Origin of the sequence: Psychrobacter sp. AOP7-B1-25 (assembly GCF_052376195.1) — a bacterium.
Lineage (GTDB): Bacteria > Pseudomonadota > Gammaproteobacteria > Pseudomonadales > Moraxellaceae > Psychrobacter.
Window position 1 is genome coordinate 184,680 of the sequence record NZ_JBQSVK010000004.1, and the last position, 14,004, is coordinate 198,683.

General features: G+C 41.2%; 11 protein-coding genes and 1 pseudogene. 8 read left to right on the forward strand and 4 right to left on the reverse strand.

Annotation, left to right across the window (positions count from 1 at the left end):
* Positions 1-225: 225 nt before the first annotated feature.
* A complete protein-coding gene (locus ACT3QR_RS06055; protein WP_444520488.1) occupies positions 226-672 on the reverse strand; it encodes a PACE efflux transporter in 447 nt (148 codons plus the stop codon).
* A gap of 90 nt (positions 673-762) precedes the next feature.
* Between ACT3QR_RS06055 and ACT3QR_RS06060 the strand changes: the two genes are divergently transcribed.
* A complete protein-coding gene (locus ACT3QR_RS06060; protein WP_444520489.1) occupies positions 763-1,641 on the forward strand; it encodes a LysR family transcriptional regulator in 879 nt (292 codons plus the stop codon).
* 126 nt (positions 1,642-1,767) lie between these two features.
* On the opposite strand, the gene ACT3QR_RS06065 is transcribed toward ACT3QR_RS06060, so the two are convergent.
* Positions 1,768-2,931: a YbfB/YjiJ family MFS transporter gene (locus ACT3QR_RS06065; protein ID WP_444520490.1), complete on the reverse strand. Its 1,164-nt coding sequence runs from the start codon at positions 2,929-2,931 to the stop codon at positions 1,768-1,770.
* A gap of 128 nt (positions 2,932-3,059) precedes the next feature.
* Between ACT3QR_RS06065 and ACT3QR_RS06070 the strand changes: the two genes are divergently transcribed.
* Positions 3,060-3,893 carry a LysR family transcriptional regulator gene (locus ACT3QR_RS06070; protein WP_444520491.1) on the forward strand — a complete coding sequence of 278 codons (834 nt, stop codon included), beginning with the start codon at positions 3,060-3,062 and terminating at the stop codon, positions 3,891-3,893.
* A gap of 150 nt (positions 3,894-4,043) precedes the next feature.
* Here the strand turns inward: ACT3QR_RS06070 and ACT3QR_RS06075 are convergent, their stop codons facing one another.
* Positions 4,044-4,961, reverse strand: a complete 918-nt coding sequence (locus ACT3QR_RS06075) for a LysR family transcriptional regulator (RefSeq protein ID WP_444520492.1) — start codon at positions 4,959-4,961, stop codon at positions 4,044-4,046.
* A gap of 513 nt (positions 4,962-5,474) precedes the next feature.
* On the opposite strand from ACT3QR_RS06075, the gene ACT3QR_RS06080 reads away from it, so the two are divergent.
* The 4 genes and pseudogenes from ACT3QR_RS06080 to ACT3QR_RS06095 all read left to right on the forward strand — a co-directional run bounded on the left by ACT3QR_RS06080 (position 5,475) and on the right by ACT3QR_RS06095 (position 10,458).
* Positions 5,475-6,725 carry an L-lactate permease gene (locus ACT3QR_RS06080; protein WP_444520501.1) on the forward strand — a complete coding sequence of 417 codons (1,251 nt, stop codon included), beginning with the start codon at positions 5,475-5,477 and terminating at the stop codon, positions 6,723-6,725.
* Between the two features lie 32 nt (positions 6,726-6,757).
* A pseudogene (gene dld, locus ACT3QR_RS06085) lies at positions 6,758-8,509 on the forward strand (D-lactate dehydrogenase).
* A gap of 124 nt (positions 8,510-8,633) precedes the next feature.
* Positions 8,634-9,776, forward strand: coding sequence for an FMN-dependent L-lactate dehydrogenase LldD (gene lldD, locus ACT3QR_RS06090; RefSeq protein ID WP_444520493.1), 1,143 nt, complete (start codon positions 8,634-8,636; stop codon positions 9,774-9,776).
* 304 nt (positions 9,777-10,080) lie between these two features.
* A complete protein-coding gene (locus ACT3QR_RS06095) occupies positions 10,081-10,458 on the forward strand; it encodes a hypothetical protein (RefSeq protein WP_444520494.1) in 378 nt (125 codons plus the stop codon).
* A 1,312-nt stretch (positions 10,459-11,770) separates the two neighbouring features.
* On the opposite strand, the gene pqqA is transcribed toward ACT3QR_RS06095, so the two are convergent.
* Positions 11,771-11,845 (reverse strand): pyrroloquinoline quinone precursor peptide PqqA, encoded by a 75-nt coding sequence (pqqA, locus tag ACT3QR_RS06100; protein ID WP_082894360.1) that lies wholly within the window; start codon positions 11,843-11,845, stop codon positions 11,771-11,773.
* A gap of 444 nt (positions 11,846-12,289) precedes the next feature.
* Between pqqA and ACT3QR_RS06105 the strand changes: the two genes are divergently transcribed.
* Both ACT3QR_RS06105 and ACT3QR_RS06110 read left to right on the forward strand, forming a co-directional pair.
* Positions 12,290-12,718, forward strand: coding sequence for a DUF2231 domain-containing protein (locus ACT3QR_RS06105; protein WP_444520495.1), 429 nt, complete (start codon positions 12,290-12,292; stop codon positions 12,716-12,718).
* Positions 12,715-14,004, forward strand: a 1,290-nt coding sequence (locus ACT3QR_RS06110; RefSeq protein ID WP_444520496.1) for a PQQ-dependent sugar dehydrogenase, incomplete at its 3' end; no start/stop codon positions are given. The genes ACT3QR_RS06105 and ACT3QR_RS06110, both read left to right, overlap by 4 nt.

Consider the following 14,004-nt stretch of genomic DNA (forward strand, 5'->3'; position numbering starts at 1 on the left):
GCTGCTTCGCACAAGAAGAAGACAGCCTTCAGTTGTTAATAGCTAGGTAAGTTCTCCTTCATCACAATTCATTAAAATAGTGTCGTGATTGACTCCAGTAATGGTGCTGTTTAATTCCTGTGGGCGTATTCTTAAAAAGTCAGACCACAGTGAGCATTAGTGAGTATTAGTGAGTATTTTGATTTTTTTTCAACTGGTATGTGACTAAAGACTCGAATCATATTGTTATGCCTTGCTTTTATAGTGGGATGAAAAATCTACTTTTAAAACAGGAAACACCTTGTCATAAATCCAATTGTAGAAAAAGGCATAAACTAAATAGAAAGTAGCCATAGACACGCCCATCACAAACGCACTCCACAGGCTGATTTGTAAATACCACGCAATCATAGGTAGGTACAGTGACAGCAAACCAGCTTCAAATAAAAACGCATGCAATATCCTCAATAAAACAGTCTTATCTACCTTTCCACGCAGTTTCAACAAGACCTGATCAAACATCCAGTTGTAAAAATAGTTCCATAGCATCGCAATGATTGAGCCAACAACAGCCATGCTACCTACCAATTGACCGTCAAAGCCAGATATCAAGCTTGCCAAAGGCACAAATATCATTAGGCCGATGACCTCAAAACCTAATGTATGGCGAATACGATCTTTAGTAGTACGCATCGAAATTTCCAATTAAATTCGTGATTTATCGGGCTATTGTATCTGTTAAAATCGGATAACCAAGTTAGGACCTATAGGATATACAGATAGATGAGCTTTTCACTAGAGCAACTAAAAGCCTTTGTGGCGACCGTAGAAACAGGCTCTTTCTCAGCGGCGGCGCGGCAACTGGGTAAGGCGCAGTCTGTCATCAGCACGGCTGTTTCTAATTTAGAGATCGATTTGGATAACTTATTATTTGTGCGTGACGGTCGATATCCAATTTTGACGCCAGCTGGAGAGCGTCTATTGGTAGAAGCACGAGTGATACTCGGGCGCTGTGAACACTTTCGCGGGGTTGCCAAAAGTTTGGGCGAGGGCGTAGAGAGTAGGTTGGTGCTAGCGGTTGATGAGCTATACCCTTTAGAACGCTTGGGTGCTTTGTTAGATGAGTTTTCATGTCGATTCCCTAGTGTGGAGTTAGAGCTACTGTTTCCTTTAATGGAAGACGTGAGTCAGCTGGTCATAGAGAAACGTGCTGATTTGGGCATTATATGGCATCAAGACATGCTGCCTTCTACGCTAAATTTTCATATTTTGGGTTGGGAGATGCTTAAGGTGGTTTGCGCCCCAGAGCATGAGTTGAATAGCCCAAAAATAGGATGGGATGAGCTAAAGCGCTATCGACAACTACTGGTAGCTACTCGTAACCATAGTGAAGATCAAGCACGATTACGGATAGCATCGGATGTGTGGTGGGTTGAGAGTCAATGGGTCATCGTGGAGCTAGTACAGCGCAACCTAGGTTGGGCTTTTGTACCTGAGCATGTGGTTGCTAGCGCCTTAGACAGTGGTCTTATAGTTGCACCAACATTGGGCTATGATGATCGCGACTGGCCTGTAGCTTTAGTCCTTATTTGGCATAAAGAGCGCGCTTTAGGTAAAGCGGCGACTTGGCTAAAATCAGCAGCAATTGATCAAAATAGATAATATTTTATTTTTAAGGCTTATCAATTTATCCTAGTGTCCAACAGAACCTAATTGAGGTCTCATGTTATTTCTACCTAATATATTGTTTAGTGAGTAAAAATTAATTATTCGCTGTTCAATAAATGATTAAGGATGCTTTAAATTTAATAAGCCATATAAGAAAACCGTACCAATTATGACGACGGCTGCTGATAGATATAAGCCTAGGTCATAGCTGCCATAATTTTCGACAATATACCCCGTAAAGACTGGCGCAATGATTTGAGCCGCACCATAAGATAATGTCATGGTACCCATAAACTTAGCAGGATCGCTTGGGAAAAATTTACCCGCCATCGTCAATACCAAACTGACACAAGCAATGAAGGTACCGCCAAATAACAATGCACTGATTATGACCATAGGTAAGCTGTCATTAATGGCAGGAAGTATGATGCCTATTATTTGTAAAAGATAAGCGGCAATTAGCGTTCTAAGATAACCAAGTCTTCGAGCAATACGATCCCATATGAGTGCAGCAGGTGTAGCCGCTAAACCAATTAATAGAAAAACAATACCTCCTTGTCCTTGCAAGCCCTTTGTACTCTCTACAATATCGACAATGAAAGTAGAGCTTACTGCGTAGCCATAACCTGCACAAAAATAGGCGAGCATCATGAGTGACTTAAACAGCTTGCTTGGTGGATTGTCTTCAATCACTTCTTGATTTTTACTTTCAGTGGACGGGTGTGGCATCCATAACCACGCAGGCACTGCAAATACTATTGCTAAAACAGACAAGGCCAACCACTGCTGCTGCCAATCTGCTGATATGGCTTGCATTGCCTCGAACAATAACGAGGTAATGACAATGCTCAAACCCGCACCTGCAAAATGAATACCCAATTCTGCACGGTGGTTATTTTTTACCAGCCACTTTAATACCAATCCCGAAGCAATGATAAACCCACCTGAAGCACAAATTCCAGCGAGAAACCTTAATATCGCCCAAGTGGTTATATCTGTGGTCATAACCATAGCGGCAGAAGTAACCACACTCAAAACAAGATAAACACGATGTAAGTTATATTGATAATTTAGATTATGCATACTCGCAGCAAGTAAAACACCAAACATATATCCCATAAAGTTGGTGCTAGCCAACCACCCGCCACCCAACTCTGTTAACCCCGCTCCTTCTTGCATAACTGGTAATAAGAGACTATAGGAAAACCGAGCAACGCCTACGGTCACTATTAAACTGCAAATTCCAGCAATGTATACACGGACTTTCGTGAGTTCTATAGACATTTTTATGACTTAATATAGGAAAGTTATTCACAAAGAATACGTGACTCTGTTAATCTTAAAAATTGAATTATATAAAACAAAAGCTTCTCATTATAAGAACTGTGTAATAAGTGGATAAGGATTTTCACATGGAGATTTTAGCGCTGAAAACGTTTAAAGCGGTGGTTGATGAAAAGGGTATTAAAGGCGCTGCTGAAAAACTGCACACCGTTCAGTCGAATGTCACTAACCGCATTAAAAAACTGGAAAGAGAGTTAGACACAAAATTGTTCAATATTATTGGACGAAAGCTGCAATTGACTCCGAGTGGACGACAGCTATGTGACTATGCTGACCAAATCTTACAGCTAGAGTATCAGGCAGTATCGGCTCTTTCACGTAACAAAGACAGTTATGAGTTAATAATCGGTATGCCTGAAACATTTGCTGCCGTTCATATGCCTCTGGCACTCAAACAACTTAAATTAAATCACTCTGATATTCGAGCTAAAATTTATACAGATACTAGCGATAGGTTAGTACTGGCTGTTTTGAATAATAAGGTAGACTGCGCGGCCATCGGCAATGCACCTAAACATAAAGATCTAGTGGTGATTCCTGTTGTCAAAGAAGAGCTGATGATGGTGACACCATTGGACAGTGAGCATGATCCTGTTTTATTGGTACGTGATGAAGGATGCGGCTACAGAACACAGGCAATTATGTGGCAACAAAAAGCGGGTAGAGGTAGTGATGATCTGATGCTAATGAGTAGCGCTGATGGTGTCTTGGGGTGTATCGCAGCAGGTTTGGGCTACACTATCATAGGTAAAAATATGGTGATCGGTAGTCGATATGAAAAATCACTGGTCATGACACCACTCATTGACGGACTAAAACACGTTCAACTATCCATTGTTTACCGTAAAGACAGTCCCCTAGTATTAGGTATATTGACCTTAGCCAAACTGTTAACTGAATGATGTATGCCACTATAAAGAAGTGAGCAAGAATTTACTATAATAAAGACAAACTACGTCTATAGAGAACTGCTTTTTCGCACCACTACTTCACCGCTTTTAGCTTCATGTTATCTTTCTGATTTAATTAATTTTAAAAAACAGGCTTATTACTTAACAGTAGTAAGCCTGTTTTTTATGTAATGATTCTCGCAAATGTGCAACGAGCAATTTTAGCTTCTGATCTGGTTGCCGCGCCTTTGGATAAACCGCATACATGCCCAGTTTTTTTCGTGTGAAGCTTTGCAAAATTTGCGTGAGGGTATTTTGCTGTATCTCTTCATATACCAGCGCTTGTGGTAAAAAAGCGATACCTAAATCGTTAAGTGTGGCTTGTTTGATCGCACTAAGATGGTTGCTATGAAATCGACCAGATACAGGCATTAACTGCTTTGTGCCATCTATATGTAATGGCCACACGTTGTTAGAAGTAGCATTAGAAGCAGTATCAAACTTATAAATTAAGCACTCATGATTTCCCAATTCTTCAGGGGTTTGAGGTAGACCATATCGTTCTAAATAATCTGGAGTCGCACATATCACCCAATGGCTATCTATCAGACGCTTGGCAATGAGTGAAGAGTCTTCAAGATCGGCCGTTCTCACCGCTAAATCAAACCCTTCTTCTATCAAGTCTACCAATCGATTGGTAATGTATAAATCCACTGATACTTCAGGGTGTTGCTTACAGAATTCAGCAACAGATTCGCTCAATATCAGATTTGCAGAGACCGCTGGCATGGTTATACGTATGTTGCCTTTCATATCCTTACCATAACCTGTTACCGCATTTTCGGCTTCTTGAAAGGCAGATTGAGCAATTTTAGCCTTGTCATAAAGGGTCTTGCCTGCATCCGTTAAGCTCAACTTTCTGGTCGTTCTATACAGCAGCTGAGCGTTTAAGCTTTCTTCTAATCTGGCAATGCGCTTGCTCACGACTGAGTTTGTTAGTGACAGCTTTTCAGCGACCTTAGAAAACGACCCTTCATCCACAACTTGGACAAATAAAACCATATCGTCAGCCTTGATCATATTTGTGCTCCAATTGGTGTAATGCGGCTTGGATTATAGCAAAAAAAGAAAATAACATTGTCCTTTGATGCAATATATCAATCCATTGACAAGGCGTAGACTGTTTTAGGATGTTTTGAGCATTAGATTATGGATCAGCTGCAGCGATGTTTGGCTCTGTATAAGAGACAGTTTAGCTAAGTTAGCAGTCTATATGCGTAAATGCTTAATACAACTTAGTCATTATTAAGCCGTCAAGACAAAGTCTTAACAAAGGTTTTGATGACTTGATTCAAGGAAGATTAAGCGACAAAAAAGGATATGATTTTGAGTCAAACAATATATGGCCTACTGGCATTACTGCCCATTATTCTCTGTGGTGTTTTTTTGATAGGGCTGCAATGGTCAGCCAAAAAAAACAATGCCAATCATTTTAGCTGTGACCGCAATCCATCATTCAGGGCTTGATCATCACGGTTTCGGTATTGTGGATAGTCTTTGGGGCAATCTTTTTATTGAATACATTAAAACATACTGGCGCATGTATCGTTTGGTGCAGTTGGTACGCCTATTGTTATAGGGGTAAACAAAGGGCTAGATACAACCGCTATTAGCGCGCAACTTGTACAGCAAGGCTTGGACTGGGACAGCTTCTTACAACTGATTACTAGCCAAGTTGCCATGATTCATGGCGCTATTGGTACGTTTATGCCACTTTTCATGGTAATGATGCTCACGCGCTTTTTTGGAAAAAACAAAAGCTGGCGAGAAGGATTCGCTATTTGGCCATTTGCTATTTTTGCAGGCTTGGCATTCACGGTCCCTTACACTCTAACTGGTGTTTTTTTAGGACCAGAGTTTCCATCACTGGTCGGTGGTTTGGTTAGTATTACTATCGTTGTCAATGCTGCTAAAAGAGGGTTTTTGGTACCAAAAACCACATGGGATTTTGTACCACAAAAAAGTTGGCCAAGTGAATGGCTTGGTAAATTGGTAGTCAGTAAAGAAGATATTACGCCAACCTTGAGTGACAAAAACATGTCGACTGTTATGGCGTGGTTCCCTTATTTACTAGTAGCCTTATTATTGGTGTTTTCAAGAGTGTTTGCAGGCTTTCAGTCTTTACTTAACAGTATGACGGTAGACCTAACCTCGATTTTGAGTGAGGCTGATATCAGCGCCAGTTTTAGTCCTCTTTACTTACCAGGCGGCTTGTTGCTAATCAGCGCCTTGGTTGCCGCAGCTATCCAAACCAAAAAACCCGTCAACGCACTAAACGATGCTTTTAAAGAATCAAGTAAGACCGTACTGGGAGCAGGTTTTGTACTAATCTTTACAATTCCAATGGTTAGAATTTTTATCAATTCAGGCGTAAACTTATCAGATGTGGCGAGTATGCCAGTTGCAAGTGCAGAGCTATTTGCAGGTACTTTTGGCAATACCTTTCCCTTAATCAGTGCAACCATTGGCGCCTTAGGTGCTTTTATCGCGGGCTCTAATACCGTATCTAACATGATGTTCAGTCAATTCCAGTACGAAGCCGCCATGAGCTTACGGGTCTCACCTTCTTTAATCATTGCAGCTCAAGCAGTGGGTACAGCAGCTGGTAATATGATTGCCATACATAATGTAGTGGCTGCATCAGCAACCGTAGGTTTACTTGGTATGGAAGGCGCTACGTTGAGGCGTACTATTTTGCCCACTCTATATTATGTGCTGTTCTGCGGAATCATCGTCATGGCCGCCATTTATATTTTCGGGTTTCAAGGGCCTTTAGCATCATGAGTGATACACCATTACAAGATAAGGAGCGTCATATGGCCTCATCAAACCTTTTCTCATCAAATCGAGTTTCTCAAGATATCCTAAGTTCTGAGCAGGTGTTAGACAAACTAACCGCCTTGTTAGGAGCCAGTAACATACAGGCAGACCCAGAGAAAAACGAGCACTATAGAATGGGCTGACGCTCTGGTGGCGGGAGCGCGTTAGCGGTTTTGTTTCCCCAAACACTGCTAGATATTTGGCGTAGCCTAGAGGTGTGCGTTGAAGGTAATTGCATTGTTATCATGCAAGCGGCAAAAACAGGGTTGACGGAAGGGTCAACACCAAGCGGCAATGACTACGTTAGACCTGTAATTGTTATTAACACCCTTGCTATAGACCAGCTGTACTTAGTGAATGATAACGAGCAGGTGATTAGTTTGCCAGGAGCGACGCTGCACCAATTGCAAAGTCAGCTGAGCGCGGTCAATCGAGCGCCTCATTCGATCATTGGTTCATCGACTCTAGGCGCGTCTATTATCGGGGGCGTCTCTAATAACTCAGGTGGGGCTTTGGTTAAAAGAGGCCCTGCTTATACTGAACTTGCCTTGTTTGCCCAAATTAATGAGCACGGTCAGCTGGTACTGGTCAATCATCTAGATATAGAGCTGGGTGATACGCCAGAAGCAATACTAACTAACTTGCAGAATGGTGATTTTGATAAAAGAGCATTGCCTGACAGTGGTAAGCTGGCATCGGATAAAGAGTACATCGCAAGAGTAAAAGATGTTGATGCAAATACACCTAGTCGCTTTAATGCGGACAAGCGTAGACTGTATGAAGCCAGTGGCTGCGCTGGCAAGCTGGCGGTATTTGCCGTACGCCTTGATACTTAACCTGTCGCGACAAGAGAAAAAACCTTTTATATAGGCAGTAACAGTGTAAGTGAGCTTGCACAGCTGCGACGACAGATATTATCCAGCTTCAAAAACACTCCTGAAGTCGGGGAGTATATGCACCGTGACATATTTAATGTGTCCGCTAAATATGGTAAAGACACCTTTTTAAGCATCAAGCATCTAGGCACAGATGCATTGCCGCGACTGTTCTCTATCAAAGGGGCCATTGATGCAAGGCTCAATAAGTGGTCATGGATGCCCAAGCATTTTACCGATAAAGTTATGCAGTTTATTGGCAACATGTTTCCAAAGCATTTGCCTACTAGAATGCTAGATTACCGTGATAAATACGAGCATCATCTCATAGTGAAAATGAGTGATGATGGTATAGAAGAGGCACAAGATTTTTTGAAATCGTTTTTTGATGCTTCAAAAACAGGTGCATACTTTGAATGTAATCAAGAAGAGTCAAAAAGTGCCTTTTTGAATCGTTTCGCCGCAGCAGGGGCTGCAATAAGGTATGAAGTCATTCATGAAAAAGAAGTGGGTGAAATATTAGCGCTCGATATTGCGATACCACGTAATGAGTTAGACTGGCTTGAAGTACTACCTGAAGCAATAGAACAGCATTTAGAGATGAAGCTCTATTACGGACACTTTTTCTGCTATGTGTTTCATCAAGACTATATATTGAAAAAGGGTAGTGATGCCCAGCATGTCAAAAAGATGATGCTAGCACTATTGAATGAGCGCGGAGCAAAGTATCCTGCTGAGCACAATGTCGGACACCTATACGAAGCAGAACCTGACTTACAGAACTTTTATAAGAGCTTAGACCCAACGAATACGTTTAATCCAGGGATTGGAAAAATGTCAAAAACCAAACGTAACTGTTCATGCTGTGTGTAATTATGCGAGTACTGAGCTATGCTAATGCTAGGCTATAGACCATTAGACAGTCAAAGATATGACACACAAAAATATGGCATAAACATCTAACAGTTATCTAATAGATATAAAAAAGGGAAAGCGTATGATTATCTCATCTGCAAACGACTATAGGGCCGCAGCCAAGCGCCGACTACCACCATTTCTATTTCATTATATAGATGGCGGTGCTTATGATGAATACACCTTAAAACGTAATGTGGAAGACTTATCACAAATTGCTCTGAGGCAACGTGTATTAAATGACATGTCACAACTGAGCTTAGAGACGAAGTTATTTGATGAAACGTTGTCTATGCCGGTAGCGTTATCACCCGTGGGTCTAACAGGCATGTACGCGCGCCGCGGTGAAGTGCAAGCCGCGATGGCAGCTGACCAAAAAGGCATTCCGTTTACCATGTCGACGGTGTCGGTGTGTCCGATTGAGGAAGTGACGCCTAAAATCAACCGTCCGATGTGGTTTCAGCTTTATGTATTGCAAGACCGAGGCTTTATGCAAAATGCCCTAGAGCGTGCCAAAGCTGCGGGGTGTTCAACACTGGTCTTTACCGTAGATATGCCCGTACCAGGGGCACGCTACCGCGATGCGCACTCGGGTATGAGTGGTAAAAATGCAGCGATGCGCCGTTACTTGCAGTCTGTGACGCATCCCCAATGGGCATGGGACGTAGGACTGAATGGCCGTCCGCATGATTTGGGCAATATTTCTACTTATTTAGGTAAGCCTACAGGGCTAGAAGACTATATAGGCTGGCTGGGTAATAATTTTGATCCTTCTATTTCTTGGAAAGATTTGGATTGGATACGTGAATACTGGGATGGGCCGATGGTCATTAAAGGTATTTTGGATCCAGAAGATGCCAAAGACGCGGTGCGTTTTGGGGCAGATGGTATCGTTGTTTCTAATCACGGTGGGCGACAGTTAGACGGCGTTTTATCAAGTGCGCGCGCATTGCCTTCTATTGCTGATGCGGTGAAAGGAGAGATTAAAATTTTGGCAGACTCTGGCATACGCAGTGGCTTAGATATTGTGCGCATGTTGGCTTTAGGTGCCGATGTCTGCATGCTAGGACGCGCTTTTATATATGCTTTAGCAGCGGACGGCGGTGCAGGGGTAAGCAATTTGCTAGATCTGATAGATAAAGAGATGCGCGTTGCGATGACCTTGACAGGCGCTAAAACGATTGCTGACATCAATTCAAACTGTCTGGTAAAGCTGAGTAATTAGACTGAGGTTATAGAATTTATAAAAATAGACAGTAAGATTATTAAAAAATAAATGGCCTGATTTATTTTTTAAACATAAAAACATCGTTCATCTATGAAAAATTAATTATAGAACGGTTTACATTACTGACATTATTATTAAAAGTTTATCAAAAGCTATTAAAATTTAACAAAAACATCTTAGTCGTTATATGTATTAATATTAGAATTCATTTAAAGTAATAATTAAGTTGCAATGTTTAACGCCATTATCAATGGCTCATCGTAATGCTACTATTTATTCTAACTTTATTAAGGATACTAAAATGAAGACAACAACCTCTAGCCATTCACTTCAAAGTAAACTATGGATTGCGTTACTGGTTAGCGTTGTGGGACTTAGTGCTTGCAGTAATGAAGTGGAAGAGACGCCGGATAACACGATGGATACGACTGAAGCTACCGCTGTTGGAACAGAGCCGATGGATACTGAAGTAGGTACGGACACTGCTATGAGTGAAACAACTACGGATATGGCAGAGACAGACAGTCCTATGGAGCCAGCTGGTACAGCCACTAACGATACAATGACGGATAGTACTACAACCGACGAAATGACTGATGGCGCAGTAACTAGTGACACCACGATGGTAGACGAAGAAAATACGAGTTTCAATCAAGACCCTGTAGAAAGTGCTCAATAGATTGCAGCTCTCACAAAGTATAACCTACCTATGCTTAAATCAAACTTAAGTTAAGAGCGGTAGCTTTTCTTAAGATCTTAAGTATTGATAAATTGTACACTCAATAACTAGAAACACTGACGGTTTTATTGTATTGAGAATATTGTTTTCTTAATACAATAAAACCGTTTTTCAATGAAGGTCATTTTTAATAGAGGCTATTTTTAATGAAGATTGCGTTTAAATAGCTTTGATCATTGAATAGCTAGAAATGCTACAGCAGACAACATAGTTAAAACTACATGAAAGCGCTCGTTGTCTAGATTGTCGATATCCTGTTTTCTTTTATTCAAGCTATGTTGAGCCAAATATATAACGAACTGAACCATTAGTGAAAAGGTTTAGACTCCATACATGACTCATCGTGGAGTTCCTAAGCTTCTCAAGTCTTAGATTCTACAATATGTAAAGTATCCATATACTTTACATATTAGATCAAATGAGTCCGGTGTTTTTATATGTTATATGTATTAATTTAAATTAAATCAATTGCTTATAAATATTCGCCGTGGTTTTTTATGATTTTTAGTAAAAGCTATAAGTTAGCTTTGTGATAAAGATCACATAGTTCTATGATGTGTAACGCAATAGGTAGGTTAGTTCAGCAGTTTGTTATAAGTAGTTCCATTATATCAGTCTGTTTTAAGTGGTCTATTGATAAGTTCAAGGGCTAAAATAGCTGGTTCCGCTAAGGCGTACCTTATTATTACATGTGAATAGTACATCTTTATTGCTTAGAGAGAATATATCCTTTAGGAGAATTAGGTTGATAGGTATGAGTATTGGCACCAAAAGGACTTATTTCTAAATAAAAGAGCTGTCATACAACAGGAATATAAATCAGATTACCTTCAAAATAAGGTTCTATACCATTAGGCTTTTTAAGCGTTGGACCGTCAGTATTATTAAGTCCATATGTCATAATAAGTCCAGAGCCGCTCTCAGACTTAAAAAACACCCTTCGTTGGTGATGGCTGAACTTCTTAGTTATCGTGCTAACTACATCGATTTAAGTTCGAATATTTGTTGACTAATATTAAACTATAGAACAAATAAAACCTAATTTATAAGATCTTCTAATCTAGCTATTAAAAATTGATCGTAGGTCTCATATTACATGGTTTCGAGCCGGATACTATGACAATTCCAACTCTAGAGCGAAAGAACAACTTTAGCAGTAGTGTCTAAAAAATTAATGTGGAAAAATAAATACTTTCAAAAAACAAAAACCCTAATTAGCTAGGGTTTTTGTTAGACATAAGTCTGTTAAATACTAACGAGCTTCGAAATACATAGTAACTTCGAAACCGATACGGATGTCTTGAAATGCTGGTTTAGTCCACTGCATGGAATTACTCCTGAACGTTATTATTGTTTGATGGTAAAGATAATAACTGATGTTATTACAGTTTACCTCTTACTGTCAATTTATTAGATGTTAACTTAAAACATTTTAATTACGAAATCCGACGGTAATAGTAGAGCATACTTATGTTGATACATACAACTGTTTATTTTGAAGTTATTATTTGGATATTATTAATGAAGTACGTTGATTATTAGACTTCAAATTCTATGATTTAGAAAATACTATGGCAATACTCATTTAAGAAGTAATAACCAGCTTATGTTCATTAAATAACCAAAAAAAGATTGAAGAACTATCTTGGCTTTGGTATGTTTCAAGCCGTGCTTTTATTTCGTAGAATTTAAATTCCATCACACATAATTCGATCCAATACAATCAGTACGGTCGATCGAATACTTGTTTACTATTAATAAGGAAACCGCCATGACTAGTGCTGCTGTTCGACACTCCGGCACCGCGCTGCACCCGCTACATGCGTTTTTTTTGGCCGGAATAGTACCTCTGTTTATCGGAGTCTTACTTAACGATTACGCCTATTGGTCTAGCTACGAGCTGCAATGGAAGAATTTCGCTTCCTGGATGCTTGTAGGTGCACTAGTGTTCAATGGTCTAGCATTGCTAGGCTCGATTTTATCTGTCGTCCGCGCTGAGAAGCGCATGGGTACACCAGTAGCGTATTTTTTATTGCTACTGGCCGCCTTTGTACTGGGTCTAATCAATTCGTTCGTTCATGCAAAAGACGTCTGGGCCAGTATGCCAGCCGGTCTTATTCTATCTGTTGCCACTGTTATTTTGGCCTGTATTGCAACATGGATTGGACTCACAAGCTGTCGTATTGGAGATGCAAGATGAAACCACTTAATATTTTATCAGTATCTGTTTTAGCCGTTGCTCTATTAAGTGCTTGTGGCGAAAACAATATAGACGATGCAGAACAGTTAGGTGCCAACCCGACCTTGCCCGAAGCTCAGCGCGGCTTATTACCCACTTTGAAAATCGCTGAGCCAGCAGGTTGGGGTGATCACCGACCCATAGTGCCATCAGGCTATGAAATCACAGCCATTGCCACTGACCTTAAAATTCCACGGCAGACGCTGGTATTACCCAATGGCGACATATTGATTGCTGAGGGCAAGGGCGGTGGAGCACCTAAATTGCGTCCTAAGGATATTATTGCTACTTATTTCAAGGCCAAAGGCACTACATCTGTCAAAGGGGGTAACCGTCTGACTCTTTTGCGTGACAGTAATGGCGATGGCACTTATGAGACACGTACTGTATTTGCTGAGAATCTCAACGCACCTTATGGCCTTGCGCTAATCGAAGACCAACTGTACGTCGCCAATCAGGATGCAGTAGTGCAGTTCGACTATACGCCCGGCCAGACTACCGCTAGCGGACCGCCACGTAAACTCACCGATCTGCCTAGTATGGTCAATCATCACTGGACTAAGGCGATGACGGCTAGTCCGGATGGGCAATTCTTATACGTGGGTATTGGCTCCAACAGTAACATTACTGAAAACGGACTGGATGTGGAGGCGGATCGCGCTAGAATCTGGGAGATAGATGCCAAAAGCGGTGCTCACCGACCCTATGCAACTGGTCTACGTAATCCAACGGCGTTAGCCATTCAGCCTGATACTGACCAGTTGTGGGCAGTGATCAATGAACGTGATGAGCTCGGTCCACGATTGGTACCTGATTATTTGACTTCAGTTCAAGAAGGTAAGTTTTATGGTTGGCCTTACAGTTACTGGGGGCAAAATGTCGACCCACGGGTCAAACCGCAAAAACCCGATATGGTAGCCGCCGCAGTCACTCCAGACTATAGCCTTGGGTCACACAAAGCGCCTTTAGGTATAGCATTCTCAACGTCAACTATGGGCGATAAGTTCAGTGAAGGCGCATTCATCGGTGAGCATGGCAGCTGGAATCGTTCAGACCCAGCAGGTTACGACGTAGTGTTCGTCCCATTTAGCAATGGCAAACCATCCGGAGACCCAATTAACTTTGTCACTGGATTTCAGGGTGAAAATGGCAAAACCTTTGGTCGACCAGTAGGCGTGACAGTGGATTCAGAAGGAGCGCTCATAGTTGCTGACGACCTTTCTAATACCATCTGGCGGGTGACACCA